At 65.6% G+C, this 15,698-nt stretch carries 4 protein-coding genes; 3 read left to right on the top strand and 1 reads right to left on the bottom strand.

What is annotated here, in order from left to right; all coding sequences use genetic code 11:
* Window positions 1-13 precede the first annotated feature (13 nt).
* From H8A95_RS11725 to H8A95_RS11715, 3 genes are all read left to right on the top strand, one after another.
* Window positions 14-778, top strand: coding sequence for an ATP-binding cassette domain-containing protein (locus tag H8A95_RS11725; protein ID WP_229183275.1), 765 nt, complete (start codon window positions 14-16; stop codon window positions 776-778).
* Window positions 778-1,860 (top strand): ABC transporter permease, encoded by a 1,083-nt coding sequence (locus H8A95_RS11720; RefSeq protein WP_229183274.1) that lies wholly within the window; start codon window positions 778-780, stop codon window positions 1,858-1,860. Before H8A95_RS11725 ends, H8A95_RS11720 begins: the two co-directional genes overlap by 1 nt.
* 94 nt (window positions 1,861-1,954) lie before the next feature.
* Entirely contained in the window at window positions 1,955-2,887 is a 933-nt protein-coding gene (locus H8A95_RS11715) for a sugar-binding protein (RefSeq protein ID WP_229183273.1), read from the top strand.
* A 17-nt stretch (window positions 2,888-2,904) separates the two neighbouring features.
* Here the strand turns inward: H8A95_RS11715 and H8A95_RS11710 are convergent, their stop codons facing one another.
* Entirely contained in the window at window positions 2,905-15,606 is a 12,702-nt protein-coding gene (locus tag H8A95_RS11710) for a filamentous hemagglutinin family protein (RefSeq protein WP_229183272.1), read from the bottom strand.
* Between the last annotated feature and the right edge of the window lie 92 nt (window positions 15,607-15,698).

The following is a 15,698-nucleotide window of genomic DNA, read 5'->3' as shown; positions in this document are numbered from 1 at the left end:
AGCGAGGCCAGCCATGGTAACCCCTCACGATGCCGGGCTGGCGGTCCTGGAGTTGAAGGGCATTGGCAAGGAGTTCGGCGCCATTCGCGCGTTGCATGGCGTCGACCTGCGCATTTCTCCCGGCGAGGTGGTCGGCCTGATGGGAGACAACGGCGCCGGCAAGTCCACGCTCGTCAAGATCATCGCCGGCAACTTCCCGCCAAGTCACGGCGAGATCCGCTTTGACGGCAAGCCGGTTCATTTCGGCCGTCCGATCGATGCCCGCGCGGTCGGCATAGAGGTGGTCTATCAGGATCTCGCGCTCGCCGACAATCTCACGGCAGCGGCCAATGTCTTCCTCGGCCGTGAACTCAAGCGCAAGCTTGGACCGTTCGCCTTGCTCGATCACAAGGCAATGGCGGCGCGCGCGCTGGAGCTGTTCGGCGAGTTGCGCTCGGAAACCCGGCCGCACGATCTCGTCAAGCAGATGTCGGGCGGCCAACGTCAGGCGGTCGCGATCGCACGGACGCGGCTCTCCAACGCCAAGCTCGTGATGATGGACGAGCCGACGGCCGCGATCTCGGTCCGCCAGGTCGAGCAGGTCCTGAGCCTGATCCATCGCCTGAAGGAACAGGGCGTCGCGGTCATGCTGATCTCGCACCGCATGCCGGACGTGTTCGCGGTCTGCGACCGCGTCGTCGTCATGCGTCGCGGCGAGAAGCGTGCCGACAAGGCGATCGGCGACACCAGCCCCGAGGAAGTCACCTCCCTCATCACGGGAGCGAAGGAGGCTGCGTGATGGCCACGCCCTTGGACTCTCCTCTCACCTTCTCCAATGTCGGCAGGGACAAATGGTGGCGGAGCGGCTTCTTTGCCTCGCAGACCGGCTACGTCCTGCTGGCGCTGGTGGCGCTGTTCGTGGTGATGAACTTCGCCAGCCCCTACTTCCTGACCGAAGGCAATATGCAGAATGTGGCGAAGAACTTTTCCTTCATCGCCATTGCCACGCTCGGCGTGACCTTCGTCATTATCACCGGCGGCATCGATCTTTCGGTCGGCTCGGTGATGTGCTTTTCCGCGATGATCACCTCGATGGTCATGACGCACATTTCGACACCTGGCATGCCTGGAGCGGACTGGTTTGTGCATTTGGCCCCTGACGACAAGACCGTGATCGCCAATATGCCCGGCTTGATCCTGCTCGTCTCGGTCCTGGCCGGGCTCGGTGTTGCGCTGGTGGTTGGCCTCGTCAACGGCTTCTGCATCGCGGTGCTTGGATTATCACCTTTCGTCACCACGCTCGGCATGCTCTCGATCGTGCGCGGCCTCGGCTACGTCGTCTCCAACGGCCGCGGCAGCTTTCCCAGCGGCCCCGAAGCCAATTATCTCTACACGCTGACATCGGGCGTTGTGTTCGGCATGCCGGCACCGTTCATCTACCTCGTGGTTCTCGCGGTCGTGATGGCGGTCGTGCTGCATCACACCGGCTTCGGCCGCCACGTCTTTGCCGTCGGCGGCAATGAGAAGGCGGCTGCCCTGACCGGCATTCCGGTCGTACGGGTGAAGATCGAGATCTATGTGATCTGCGCGCTCGCGGCAGGTCTGCAGGGCATCATCATCTCCGGCTGGTTGGGATCGGCGCCGGCAAACATGGCGACGTCCTACGAGCTCAACGTGATTGCAGCCGCCGTGATCGGCGGCGCCAATCTCGCCGGCGGCGCCGGCGGTCCGCTCGGAGCCATCGTCGGCTGCGTGCTGCTCGAGGTTATCCGCAACGGCCTCGTGCTCGCGCAGGTCAACTCCTATTGGCAGCAGACCCTGGTGGGCGTGATCATCATCGCGGCAGTGCTGGTCGATCGCCTCCGCTCGCGCATGGCCTGAAGAGTTCGCTCCGGAGGATCATGAACATCCGCCTGTCCGCCTCCGGGAGCCGCTGATTTCAACGGATGGGCACAAGAAAATGTGGAGGGAAGCAATGAGGAAGACACTTCTTGCCGCCGCGGTCTTCGCCATGATGGCGACGCCCGGCTTTGCCCAGAGCTATAAATTCGTGATCGTACCCAAGGCGATGAACAATCCGTTCTTCGACTTTGCGCGCGACGGCTGTCAGAAGCGTGCCAAGGAGCTCGGCAACATCGAATGCATCTACAAGGGCCCCGTCGAGCACGAGCCGGCGACGCAAGCCCAGATCATCCAGGATTTCATCACCCAGAAGGTGGACGGCCTCGCCATCTCGGTCGCCGATGTCGCGGCGATGACCAAGTCGATCGAGGCCGCCACGGCTGCCGGCATTCCTGTCATCACGTTCGACTCGGACGCGCCTGGTTCGAAGCGGATCGGCTATATCGGCACCGACAACAAGGAGTTCGGCGTCGCGCTCGGCAAGCAATTGCTGAAACTCCGGCCCGATGGCGGCAAATACGCGATGATCTCCGGCGGGCCGGGTGCCGAGAACCTGGCCGAGCGCGTCGATGGCGTCCGTGAAGCACTGAAGGGCTCCAAGTGGACCGAAGTCGGGGGATCGCCGACATTCTGCAACGACGACCCCGCGCTGGGCGTCCAGCAGATGACCGATCTGCGCACCGCGATCCCCGATCTTGCGGCGATCATTCCGGTCGGCGGCTGGCCGATGTTTGCCCCGGAAGGCTTCAAAGCGTTCGCCAGCAAAAGCAAGAAGGACATCGACGCCGGCAAGTTCACGCTCGTCGTCGCCGACACCCTCAAGATGCAGCTCGAGCTTCTGAAGGAGGGTTACGCCAATGCGCTGATCGGCCAGCGGCCGTTCGAAATGGGCGAGAAAGCGATGGATACGCTGCTTGCCATCAAGAAAGGTCAGAAGGTGCCGGAGATCATCCACACCGGCCTCGACGTTGTGACAAAGGACAACGTCGCGGCGATGTTGAGGTAGGTACGCGGCATGCTCGACTACGGCCGCATCTGACGACGGCGATCGGCGATGAGCTGCTTGGCTTCGTCGATCGTCATCTCCCCGGCCCCGAGCACCTGATAGGCGCTGTCAGGATTTTGGCTGCGCTGATCGCGCTCGTCGCGCTTCTGATCGCGTTCCGGAGCAGGCGTCGAAGACCCTTCTCCGCCGCCATAGCCGAGAACCTCGACGATCACGATCGAGGGCTGGCCGCTGCCTTGCTGCGGCGGCGGAGCTGCCTGCTGTGTCGCGGCCGCAGTGTTCGATGCTGCAGTCAGCGCGCCGACCGGCGGCCCTTGCACGGTCGGAATTCCGCTCGACGTGCCCTGGACCTGAATGTTCGCGGCGTTGACGACTTGCAGCGCTGCCAGGTTGACGTTGCCCGAGACGCGAATGCCGGCTTCGCCCGCATCGATAGTGCCGAGCGGCGCGATCAGATCGACATTGCCGGGCGGCACCTCCGGGATCGGATTGAGCGTTGCGATACCGGCGCCGGTCGTGGGGACGCTGGGCGACAAGGTGACCCGTCCGTAATTGTCATAGACGCGCTTCGGCGGCGTATAGACTTGCGTCGTCTTGGAGCCGCGGCCGGCGTTGATGTCGCCCTCCGCCGACCAGGCAACGATGTTGCCGCCGAAGGTGGTCATGATGCGCGAGAGTCCGAGCAACAGGCTGCCTTTCGAGTAAGTCTCGATATCGCCCGCACCCTGCGTGATCAGGCCCGACGATGCTGGCGGCACCGCGCCCTCGACACCGAGCAGGATCCGGCCGCCGGGCGCGAGCAACTGAATATCGCCACCGGCGATCGTGCGGACACCCGCACCGCCGAACATCGTGATATCGCCCTGATAGGCGATGGGCGCCCCGGATGGATCATGGCCCGGGAACAATGCGGCGATCGCCTGACGGCCGCGCAGGTAGGAGTGGGCACGCGGACCGTTGGCATCGTTATATTCGCGGCCGCTCGCGCGCAGCTCGTCATAGTAGACTTGCCGCAGGAACACGGCCTGCTGCTCGGGCGGCAGCGACGCAAACCGTTCGCGCGCTTCCGTATCGGTGCCGCTGAAGCCGTAATGCGTCGAGAGCCAGTCGGCCAACTCCTTCTCGTAGGTCTTCACCACCTTGCCGGGCTGGTCGGCGAGCGGCACGCCTGTCTTCGCAAGATTGGCCGGGTCGATGTAAGGCAGCAGCGCATTGTAATTTGCCGCGTCCGCACCGGCCATCATCAGCACCGACGCACCGTGGCGGTTGTCGCCCGGGACGACTGCGCCGAGACTCGTCACCGCACCTTGATCTGCCTGGTAGATGTTGCGGGCCGCCGTGATCAGCAGCGTGCCTGGACCTGCGATCTGCTGGTTGGCGTAGATGATGTCGCGCCCTGCGGACACCACCGAGATATCGTTGTCGCCGGTGTGCAAGATCAGGTTGCTGGTCAGCGTCCCGTTGTATGGCAGATCCGGCGTGCCGATCGGGGTGCCGAGGCTGACGATGTCGCGCCCTGCCATCACCTGCGTCGGCTTTGCCGCGATGTACCAGGTGCCCGCCGGTTGCGGCGACCCGCCTGTGCCAGTGAAGACCTCGCCGCTCTTGAAGCCGACGATGTCGCCGGTCGCGGCATAGATCAGGATCGGGTCCGGATCGGCGGCATGCAGATTGCTCGCCGTGTTCGGGCCGAACGCGAACAGCTCCACTCCACCTGGACTCAAAAAGCCGAATTGCGGGAAGACCGTCCCGGTGCCATTGACGTTGGTCGTCGTGATGTCGTTGCGCTGCCATCCCTTGAATGCGGGCTGGAACGGCGTCGTCAGCCCGCTCAGATCTGCGCCCGAGACATCGATGGCATAGCCATTGGCATAGATCGAACGGCCAGCCAGCAGCTCGAGCTGTCCAATCGGTGACGGCGCCAGCGTGAGCTGCGGCGGGATGATGGCCGGCTGCGTGTCGTAGGCGCCATAGTAGATGCTGCCGCTGGCCGCGAGCGCTGTCAGCGTCGGCGGATAGAGGAACGTTCGATCGGTGGGGCCGTCGATGGTGTTGTTGCCTGAGAGATTGTTCTGGGTGGTGGGAACGAGATTGCCGCCGGCCGAGGCCAGATTGATCGCCGTCTCGTTGCGCCACAGCGTGAACCAGGTGGTGCCGCCGCCCACATGCGGCACGCCTCCGACCGTGTAGCTCGTGGTGTTTTGCAGTGTTACCCGGCCTGCATCCGCCGCGCCGGCCAGCACCAGGTCGCCGCGCGCCGACAAATCCACCACCGCATCGCCCGGGATCACCAGCAGGCCGCCGAAGCCGAGGCCCTTGTTGGCGGTCGACGGATCCGGCCAGCGCGGATCGACGGCGAGGTTCGCACCGTAGGTCAGGTTGATCCCGCCGATCGTTCCGGCCTGCACGTCGATCAAGCCGCGCAAATTGGTCAGCACGCCGCTGGAATCGCTCTGCACCTTCGCGATGTTCAGTGTCGGTTGCAGCGGGTTGAGCTGGCCGCCGATCTTGACCTGCATGTCGCCGCCGCCGGTCAGGATCAGCTGCCCGTTCGGCGTGATGCGCCCGGTCGAGCCAACCGTGATGTTCAGCGCCGTCGAGCTGGTCACGAGGTTGCCGGCATTTTGCGTCGCCAGCACGCCGGCATCGCCGCCCGCCAGAACGGTGACGTTGCCGCCACCGAGCGTGCCGAAGCCGGTGAAGCCGACCCACGCCACAGGCGTCGCATCAGGATCGCGCGGCTGCGGCAGCGCGACGGCGCCGAAATTGATCCACCAGGCGGTCTGCTGTCCGGTGATGTTGCCGCCCTGACGCCAGAGCCAATTGCCCGGGTTGCCGTCCTGCACCCCCATCGGGTTGTTTGAGATACCCGTCAGGTTGCCCTGCGCGGACACCAGCAAATTGCCGCCGCCTTCGGGATACCAGGCGTGATAGACGCTGCTGGCACCGCCGTTGACCAGTCCCTCATACGACGCGCCGTTGTTTCCGAGGACAGGAGCGTTCATCGGTCGACCGCGCGGCAAGTCATAAGGATTAGAGCCGTCCGCCGCCAGGATGGCGGACGACGGAGTGCCAGCGGTGTAGATGCCGAACGATGTGCGGACCTTGAGGTCGGAGCTGCTCAGCAGCTCGAGATCACCGGTCCCCGTTCGCACCACGCTCGGCACCGGGAATTGCGTCTGAGCGGTGAGGCCGCCGGCATTCCACACGCAGTAATCGGGCAGGATGGAGCAGATGTCGGGATCGCCCGGCTGCCCCGGCGTTCCAAAGGGATTGGTGCCATCACCCATATCCAACCAGACCCAGCCTGGTGGCTGGTTCGAGATGACAGCCATCACCGAAGAATCGGCGAGCACGAGGCTACCCGCATGGGCGCTCCGCGGGCGTAGCGCGCGGCTGTCGGCGGCGGTCACGTCGGCGCCGGCCACGAGACGCAACGACCATGATTGCGATCCCTGCGGCAGCATGGGCGCCGCGGCCCAGATCCCGCTCGGCGTCGGATCGTCGCGCAGTTTCACGAAGCTTGCGTCGTCGGGCAGCTTGACGACCGTCGCAGCCGGAATCAAGGCGCCGATCGGCAGCGTCAGCTCGCCGTTCAGCGTCATGCTGCCCGGCAGCGGCACATTCTTCGGCCAGATCATCGGACCGACCGAGATGCTGGAGGCAAACCGGCTGCCAGCGCCGAGGATCGTGCCGGCGGGCAGCGCGGTATCCTGACGCAACAGCGTGCCGCGCGCATACATGACCGCGCCGGACGCATCGCGCACATCCGCGCGCAGCACCGTGCCGGCAGGCACTGTCAGCGGGCTTTGCAGCGGAGCGCTGGCGGGAAGCACCTTGTTCGCCGCCAACGTGAACGCCTGAACCGGCAGGTCGTAGTTCAACACGCTTGCGCTCGGGAACAAGGTGCCGTCGGCGATCACCACACCGGCGCGCGGAATCACCACGTCACTCGCGTTCGGCTGGGTACCCTTGACCAGAACCCGCGCAACCTCCGGCGTGTCCTGGCCGTCAACGGCCTGCGGCAGCGGCGCTGCGCCGAAACCGTCGCTGACATTGCCGAACACATTCAGATTGCCGCCGGCGCCGATCACCAGGCGACCCGGCTCGCCCGAGCCGTAGATTGCGGTCTTCGCAGTGTTCGGGTTCAGGCTGTCGTAGCGATAGCGGGACAGGTCGATATCTCCTGATATCGTCAGGTCGCCGTCCTGTGTCGCGCTGGTGATCTCGACACCGGGCCGCAGATGGAATGCGTCGGCATAGGTTCGCAGGCCGCCGAGACGGTTCTGCAAGTCACCATTCTGTAGCGCCGCTGTGATGAATGCGGTGCTGGAGACATCCACGCTGTCCAGCAAATCCTGGTTGATGATGCCGTCGGCCGGCCGGTAGGTGCGGAAGCCGTTGACCGCGACGCTGCGCGCACCCGCGATGGAGACCGGTCCCGCCGCATCGATCGCCACGTCGTTTGCGCCGTCGCCGCTGCCATTTGCGCCGCCGAGCCGCGGTGCGCTCAACTCGATCGTGCCGCGCGCGACATTGTCTGCGGAGCGCACGTCGATCCGCGCGCCGGGCGCCAGGCTGAGTCGCCCCTGCGTCGTGGTCAACTCCATCACGGCGCGGTTCGGCGCATCGATCGGCTGGCCATAGCTGTCGACGCGAAGCACGGTGCCGTGGGCATCGAGCACCGAGGCCGCGCCGAGCGACAGGCCGTCGCGCGCCGCAAGGCGGATGGTGCCGACACGCTCGCCGCTGGCATCGATCCGGCCGTTGACGGTCAGGCGGCCGCCATCGACGGACACGCTGATGCTGTTCGCCACCAGCTCGTCGCCGATGGTCAGGTCACCCTGCTTGAGCTGGAAGCTGCGCGAACCGGTGACGCCGGTGTCCGTGAGCCGTTGGTTCATCCCGGTGAAATCCTCGATCGTCTGCGCGCGCACGTCGATGCTGCCGGCTAGGAACGGCACCATCGTGCCGCCGGCGTCATAGTGCCCCGAGGCGCCGCCACGGAGCGAACCGGCCAGCACCACATGGCCGGCCGCAGCGTCGAGTGCGGTCACCGACAACGATCCGGCGTGGTTGTTCACCGCCGAGACGTCGATGACCGATCCGGCCGCCTGGGTGATGTTGCCGTCGGTGCTCTCGAGCGCCACGTCGCCGCCCCAGCTGTAGCGCACCGCATCGAGCAGGCCGACGGTTCGCCCCGCCATATCGATCCGTGCCGCGTCGCTCAGCACAATGTCGCCATTGGCAGAGATGGTCAGCTTGCCGCTCGGCAGCACGACGGCGGTCGAGATCGCGACGGTGCTGCCGGTCAGCCCGATCTCGGCGCCGAACGCCGCCGGGCTCGTTGCCGCCGCACCGCCAGTGCCGATCACACTGAGTGCGCCGCCGGCCGTGATGCGGTTGATGGAGCCGGAGTCGCCTGTGAACAGCGGCGTGATCAGATTGAGATTGCCGCCGCTGTAGCTGTATCCTGTCCCGGTCTGGTACGCGCCCTGGCTCTCGTACACCGATAGCATATTGCGGTTGTTCGCGGTGACCCGGCTGTGGGCCGTGACATTGATCGTCGAGAAACCGAGCGCGAGGCGGTCCAGCGTCACCTGGGTATCCGGCCTGGATTGGCTCGGATATCCAAATACGACTTCGTCGGCGATGATGTTGAGCGTTCCGTGGCCGGTGCCGGCACCACCCGCGATGACTGCGCCTGGCGGCAGGCTCTGCGGTCCATTTTTGCCGCCGCGAAGCACGCCGTCGTTAATGCCGTTCCAGACCAGTTGCCCTGTGGTCAGCGTGGCGGTGTCACCGGCCGTCCCGAGGCCATAGATCGCGGGCGTGTTGAGCACCAGCGAACGCAGGCTGGATTGGCCGGTCACGGGGTCGATGGTCGACAGATTCAGCGAACCGTAGAAATTGATCGACGACTGCGCCGTCAGGATCAGGCTCTCCAGCTTGGGGGCACCGATCACGGCGTTGCCGGCCAGCAGGCGGCCGAACACGTCCTGGTTCAGCACGAGACCGTCGGGCAGCACGCCGGCGCCGCGCGCTGCGACGATCGCTGCCGCGTCGCCGATATTCACGTTCGGCATGATGAGCGAAAGATAGCGCGCGCCGTAGCGCATGTTGTCGGCGAGCGACAGCGTTCCCTTCTGAACAGCGAAGGCAAGCGTGCCTTCGGTCGCGATGGTGGCGGCGCCGATCGTGATGCCGCCGCCGACGGTGCCGGCCGCAAATTGCGGCAGATCGACCCAGCCGTTCGAGACGACCATCATGTTTCCGGTGCCGCCGGCGTTATAGGCGAAGCCATCGCTTGACGGCATTACAGTCACGGCGCCGGCGCCGATCGTGTCGATGCGCGCCCCGTCCTCAATCCGAATGCCGCCGGTGCCGGCTGTGATGAACACCTCAGGCGCGCGCAGCACCGCGCCGCCGCGCACCACGACCGTGGTGGCAAAGCCGTAAGTTCCGACATAGCCGTTTTGAAGATCGAGGCTCTGGCCACCGCCGAGCGAGATCCTGGCGGCGCCGATCGCATCGAGATCGGCCGCGCGCACCGAGGCGAAGCCCGCCGTCGGCGTCGAACCGGCGCCGAGAATTTCGAGGCGCGAATTGTACGGCGCATCAACGCTGACTACGCCGCCATAGCCGCCGCTGCCCGGCGTGAACAGCGCCTGGCCGGCAAAGGAGAACGACGGGCTGCCGGACGATTGCGCGGCAAGAATGAGTTGCAGAACGGCGGCATCGGCAGGCAGGCTCGGGCGCGGCTGTCCGGTGCGCGCGGCGGTCGCGAGCATGAAGCTCGCATAGTCCTGCTCATTGTACTGGGAATAGCTGCGCACCGTCGCGCCAGGCGTGATCACGGCGAGATTGGGCTGGCTGGCAAAGATCGAGGTGTTTGCGACGCTGCCATAGGCAGTCGTCACGTAGGAGCCGTTCGGCAAGGCGACCGTTTGACTTGCTGATTGGACCGAGGCACCGAGTTCGACGCGGAACGCGCCCGGCAATAGTGCATACGAGGCCGGCATCAGCGTGTATGTTCCAGCCGCAAGGCCGGGCACGCCGCCTCCGACCGTGATGCGCTGGCCGATCGAAGGCGCTGCGCCCTGGCCGGCCGGCACGATAGGCGCATAATTTCCGCTTGCGCTCGGGACGATCGCGAAGACCTGGCTCTTCAGATTGCTGAAGCTGTTGCCCGGATTGGCAGCGGCCAGCGGATTGAGCAGCACATCGACCGAGCCGCCACGACCGCTGATGAAGCCGGCGCCGAGCAGCTGACCGCCGCCGGAGAGATCGAGCAGCGCACCGCTGGCGACCGTCACCGCGGGGCCGGACAGGCTGATGCCGCTCACCACCTCGCCGAACACGTTGACGCCGTTGAGGGCCTGCGTCACTGCGGCTCCGTTGTAATTGTAGACGATGCCGTCGACGGTGCCGCCATAAGGCATCGCAAGCCCGGCGGCACTCACCGACGTGATGCTGCCAGGCAGCAGGTCGAGCTGCTGGACGCCCGGCAGAGTCTTTCCCGAAACAGCTGGGCCGCCGAGAATGATCGTGCCGAGCGGCGCACGCACGATCCCGCCTTGCTCGATCGTGGTCCCGTAGACGGTGAGCTTGCCAAACACCGAGAACGGCAGCGCCGGTGCATCGGACGTGGTGCGGCCGAACCGCACGAGGTCACTCGCAGCCAGGAACACCTTAGTGTTGCTGACAGGATAGATCTGCGCGGCGTCGAGCTCGAGCGTCCGCGAGCCGTAGGTGTTGCCGGTGACGCGGATGTCGCCGCGGCTCACCACACGGACCTGATCGATGCCCGCGATGCTGGTCAGCACCGGTGTCGAACTATCCGCCTGCGTGATTGCCGTGTTGAGCGGCTCGAAGGAGCCGGCGAGATCGACGAGATCGGCATTCACCGTCAACTGCGCGGTGCCCGTCTTGGCCGGCTGCGTGCTCGGGGTCGTGCCGAAACCGGGTTGCCTGTCGCCGGTCGCGCTGCCCGGACGGGGCTCGATTGCCCCTCCGCTCGGCGAGAACGAGACGCTGCCGAATGAGACGTAAGGCGCGGCGAGTTCGATCCGTTCGCTGCCTCCCTTGGCGACAAGGTTGCCGAGAATCCTGAGGCTCTGCGGCAGCGCGAGCCGAACGTCGCCGTCGAATGCGATGGTCTCCGAGTAAAGGCGAAGGTTGACAAAGCCGCCGTTCGCAACCTGGTCGGCACCGATACGGCCGTGCCCGAACTGCAGTGCTGGATCACGCGCTCCCCACACCAAATCCGGCGCGAGGCCGCTCGCGCCCGCCTGCTCCGCGACCTCCAGAATGCGGAACTTGCGCACCTCGTTCGGGGCCAGCCGGTCGGGCGGATTGCTGTAGCTCGGCGTCACCAAGGCCAATGACAGCGTACCGCCCGCAGCGCCCTCGCCGCCGGCCCGTGCCGTCATGGTGCCGTCGAGATAGAAGCCGCTCAGCGCGCTGATGGCGATGCTGCCGCCCGCGCCAGCCAGCGAGACCGGGTGCACGGAGTTCGATCCGGCCTCGACCACATCGATCACCGCGCTGGCGCCCGAGGCCTCGAGACGCGCACCGGGCCGCACGATGACAAAACCGCTGCCGGCCGGCGCGACTGCGCCGGGAGCCTGGCTGTCGTCTCCGAGCGTGATGCTGCCTCCGGCATCTGCAAAGCCATAACGACGGCCGGAGCGGTCGATGGCCACGACACTCTGCCCCGCAACGTCGAGGACGGCGTTGTCGGCGAGCCAGATTGATCGTGGTCCGATGAAGGGATCACCGGGACTGCCATTCTGCAGGACATTGATCCGACCACCGGCAGCGGTCAGGCGACCATCGACATTGATCTGGCCCGGGCTTCGCAGCGTGATCGCGTGTCCCGGATCGACCGTCACGCGCGCTTGCGTGCCGATCGTCAGCGATCCCCTGGCCTGGTCGAGGTTCGATTGCAGCGTCAGGTCGACGCCGCCGCGGCGAGTGATGCGCCCCCCAACCGGATCCTCCAGGTAGAGCGGCGGCAGCCAGAGCGTCAGCGCCGACGATGGATCGCTGCCGCTTGGCACGTTCGACGCCGTCTCGGCGAAACGATAGACGGGCATCACCGCATCGAGAACCGCGTGGTTCGCCACCATCAGGCCGAGATGGCCGTTCACGTCGTAGCTCGCGAACCCGGTACTGAACAGCGCCGTATCGATTTCGGTCAGCGGCGCAACGGCATAGCTGCGCGGCGCGACCGTGCCGGCCGGGATCATGGTGCCGACGGTGAAATGCAGCGGCACCGGCGCGACATCGCCCGCACTGAAGATCACCCGCGTGCCGACCAGCGCGATCCCGTTGGGAAACACGCTGGGGTCGACCTTGAAGCCCAAGGGGAGCTTGGTCGACGGGTCGGTCATGACCAGAGTGCCGGGCGGGATCTGCATGCCAAGCCAATAGGTGTTGCCGGCGAGATCCGAAAAGTTGAGACCGCTGGGAACGGTCCAGCCGTTCGGCCCGATCAGGAGCGGCTTGGCCTGCGTGGCATTGATTCCGACGGATACCGGCGCCGTGTCGCCGGGTGCGAGATAGGTGATGGTCTCATCATAGTTGAACGGCACGGCCGCGCCGGCCGGAATGAACAATTCCTCGGCGAGCCGCAGATTGACCTGCACTTTCTCGCCAGCCCCCAGCACGCCATCGGTCGCCAGGGCCTTGCCCCCGATCACGATCGCCGGACCGCTGCCGATGACGAGCTTGCCGCCGCCGTTCGCCCCAAAGCCGTCGATCCGCCCGTCGAGGACAAGGCGTCCACCCACGGTCGGACCGCCGACCGAACGATCGTCGGCGATCAGGGTCACATCGCCGCCCTTGCCGCCTCTTGTCTTGCCGCTCTGCAGGACCGCCGCACCGGACGACACGTCGATGCTGCTGCCGCTCGCCAGCGTGACGCCCTGTGTCGAGTTGAAGGCGACGCTGCCTCCGTTGACGAAAGCGAGCCCGGAGAGATCGTCACGCGAAATGAGCGCGTTGGTCCACAATCCGCGCACATCGATGGTCGCGCCCGCGTGCAGGGTCAGCTGCGCAAGCCCGTCGGGCGTCGTCAGCACGATCGGCGACAGCGCGGCTGCATCCGGCCTGAGAATATTGCTAACGCCGACGCTGCCCGAACGCGCCGTGATGTCGGCCTTGATATCGACGACAGGCGCAATGAACTCCACCTGCGCACCGCGCGCAAAAGTCAACGGCGTCTCGGTGGCGATCGACTGTTTGGCAGCCACGCTCAGCCCGCCGAGTCCGAACGCGTTGATCGTCCCGGCGTCGAACCAACCGGTATTGAGCCGTTCGGACGGAAGCGCCGCGGCCGGATCGAGCCCCGCGGAGATCGAAGCCACGCTCCCGAACTTGACGTCCGTCGGCGACGCGTTGACGAGCCCGCGCGCATCATAGAGTCCGAGCAGCAACGCGCCGGCCAGCGGTGCGGTATTTTGCGTCAGCTTGTAGCCGTCGCTAACATTCGCGGGACGCGCGGCAATTTGCCGTTGCCCATTGGTCACGTCGGCAAGAATGGCTCCCTCGAACACCGAAGTCGGCGTCGACAGAACCAGGCGGCCGGCGTCGCGACCGACCGTGTAGCCATCCTCCCAGCGCATGTTGGATTTGCCGAACGGACTGAAATAGACCTCAACCACCTTCCAGTTCGTGTGATTGACTACAAAGCCATTCGCAACCGCCGCATAATTCAGATCCGACGGCGCGTCGTTGAGGTTGTAGGTGCGGCCATCACGGCCGAGCAGAGTGGTCTGCGGCAGGTATCCGCCCTGATACTGCACAGATCCGCCCGAAACATTGAAGATCGACCCTCGCTGGGCAACCACCTCCGGCGCGGACAATGTGATGTCGCCGCCAACCGCAGCCCACTCGCCGATCTTGTGGCCGGTGTTGTTGAGATAGCCGCCGACCTCGAGCAGGCCGCCCGCGGTGTAATAGCGATCGGACGCGTAGCCGCCGGTGCCGGCGGGAACCAAAGTGAGATTCCGGGCGTCGATCCAGACATCCTTGTTGATGAGCGCACCACCGTCGCGGTTCTGCGGCGAGTCGCGCAGTTCGTTACCCTGGATGTTGACCTTGATGGCGTTGGTCGACATCGGAAGCATGACGCCACGGGTGCCGGACACATCGATGACGGCGCCAGTCTCGGCAAAGATCCGCTTGCCCGCCGAGACCGCCACCTGACCGCCGGGACCTAGCGTCAGCGACCCCTTTTGAAAGTCGACGAGGCCGCCGCTCACGATTTCCACACGCGACCGGTCTTCACGATCCGCGAGTCGGGAAAGATTGTCGAACTGACCAAGGTTCTGTGTTGCGCGGATGGCATTTTGCGTCGCGGAGTCGGCGATCAGCGCATCACGCTGCGAGTTCAGCGCGGTCTCCGTGGATTCGAGCTCGGGCAGGACCGTGGTGAGGCTGCCTGCCATGAGCGTGACCGAGCCCCCGGTGTCCGAAGCAGAGTTCAACAAATGGATCGTGCCGCGCTGATTGACCGAGGTGGTCGACACCAGAACGCCGTTTTGGGTGACCGCACGTCCAGCAAGCGTGATGTCGCCCTGCTGGGCGAGAATCAGTCCGGTATTGCCGACCGCACCACTTGGACTTCCGGCGCGGATAATTGGCACCACTTCGTTGCCGCGGGTGGTGGATACCTGGTTGGCGTTTGTGCCGAGCCCGGGCCGCAGAATAAAGTCATCGCCCGCCGCCAGCAGCGCCTGTCCCTTCGGGGTCGTGATCGATCCGGCATTATCGACCCCGGTGCCAAGCAGCGCCACGAAGCCGCCGCCCGACGTCACCGAACTCGGCGCGCCGGTGGTAATCAACGCTCCGGCTTCCACCACGATCTTGCCGCCTGCTCCGCTGAAGCTCGGCACATAGGCCTGACCGCTCTGGGTCGAATAGATTCCTCGGGTGAGGAATTGCTGATCGGTGATGCCGGCGGTGGACGCGACCAGCGATCCGACATTGATCTGACCGGCGCCTCCGAAGATGATGCCGTTCTGATTGATGACGAGCACCTGTCCGGGTGCATTGACGCGCCCGAGGATCTGGCTCGGGCCGACATTGCCGACCACGCGGTTGAGCGCAGTCCAGCTGCTGGCCTGCTGGTTGAAGTTGACGGTGGTCTGGCTGCCGACGTTGAAGGTCTGCCAGTTCAGTATCGCCTGCTGCGCGGTTTGATTGACGGTGACGGTGGTCTGGCCACCGATCGTCGCCTGGCTCGGCAGGTTAGCGCCCCTCCACAGATTGGAGCCTGGCACCGCCCCAGGTGCGACCTGAAGCCCGCCCTGCGCAAGCCCGTTCGGCACCACCACCTGAGGCAGCGTGTTGGAGCGCTGTGCAGAAGCCGCGGCATTGCGGGCTGCGGCCTGCGCAGCCTGCAGGGCCTGGATCGCCTGCGTTGCCCGTGTCAGCGCGCCCTGGCTCTGCCTTGCAGCTTCCGTCGCCTGCTGGGCTGCGGCGGTTGCAGCATCACTGGCAATGGCCGGCGCCGACATCGTGCCGGCGCCGGTGCCGGTTCCGAACGGCCGCGCGAGCGCCCCCTCCTGCCCGGTCAACATCAGCGCGACCATGCTCGCGCCGGCCAGGAACAGACGACGCGTCGACATCTGCTGCGCCCCGCCTTGCGACACAGGATATTTGCCGGCCATCCCGGAGCGGCTGGTTTGTCGAGCTTTCGGCTTGGCGGACATGCGGACTTCTCTCATGGAGCACAGGCGGGACAGCGACCGCAGCCGTCTCGCTGACGTTGCGGTCCTCCCTGAGAGTCCTGAGACCCTTCACG

Origin of the sequence: Bradyrhizobium oropedii, from assembly GCF_020889685.1 — a bacterium.
Classification (GTDB): Bacteria; Pseudomonadota; Alphaproteobacteria; order Rhizobiales; family Xanthobacteraceae; genus Bradyrhizobium; species Bradyrhizobium oropedii.
This window is presented reverse-complemented; position numbering and strand designations above follow the sequence as displayed.

Excerpts from the sequence above, each read along its gene's own strand:
- H8A95_RS11725 (WP_229183275.1), top strand. The coding sequence starts at position 14 with ATGGTAACCCCTCACGATGCCGGGCTGGCGGTCCTGGAGTTGAAGGGC.
- H8A95_RS11710 (WP_229183272.1), bottom strand. The coding sequence starts at position 15,606 with ATGTCCGCCAAGCCGAAAGCTCGACAAACCAGCCGCTCCGGGATGGCC.
- H8A95_RS11720 (WP_229183274.1), top strand. The coding sequence starts at position 778 with ATGGCCACGCCCTTGGACTCTCCTCTCACCTTCTCCAATGTCGGCAGG.
- H8A95_RS11715 (WP_229183273.1), top strand. The coding sequence starts at position 1,955 with ATGAGGAAGACACTTCTTGCCGCCGCGGTCTTCGCCATGATGGCGACG.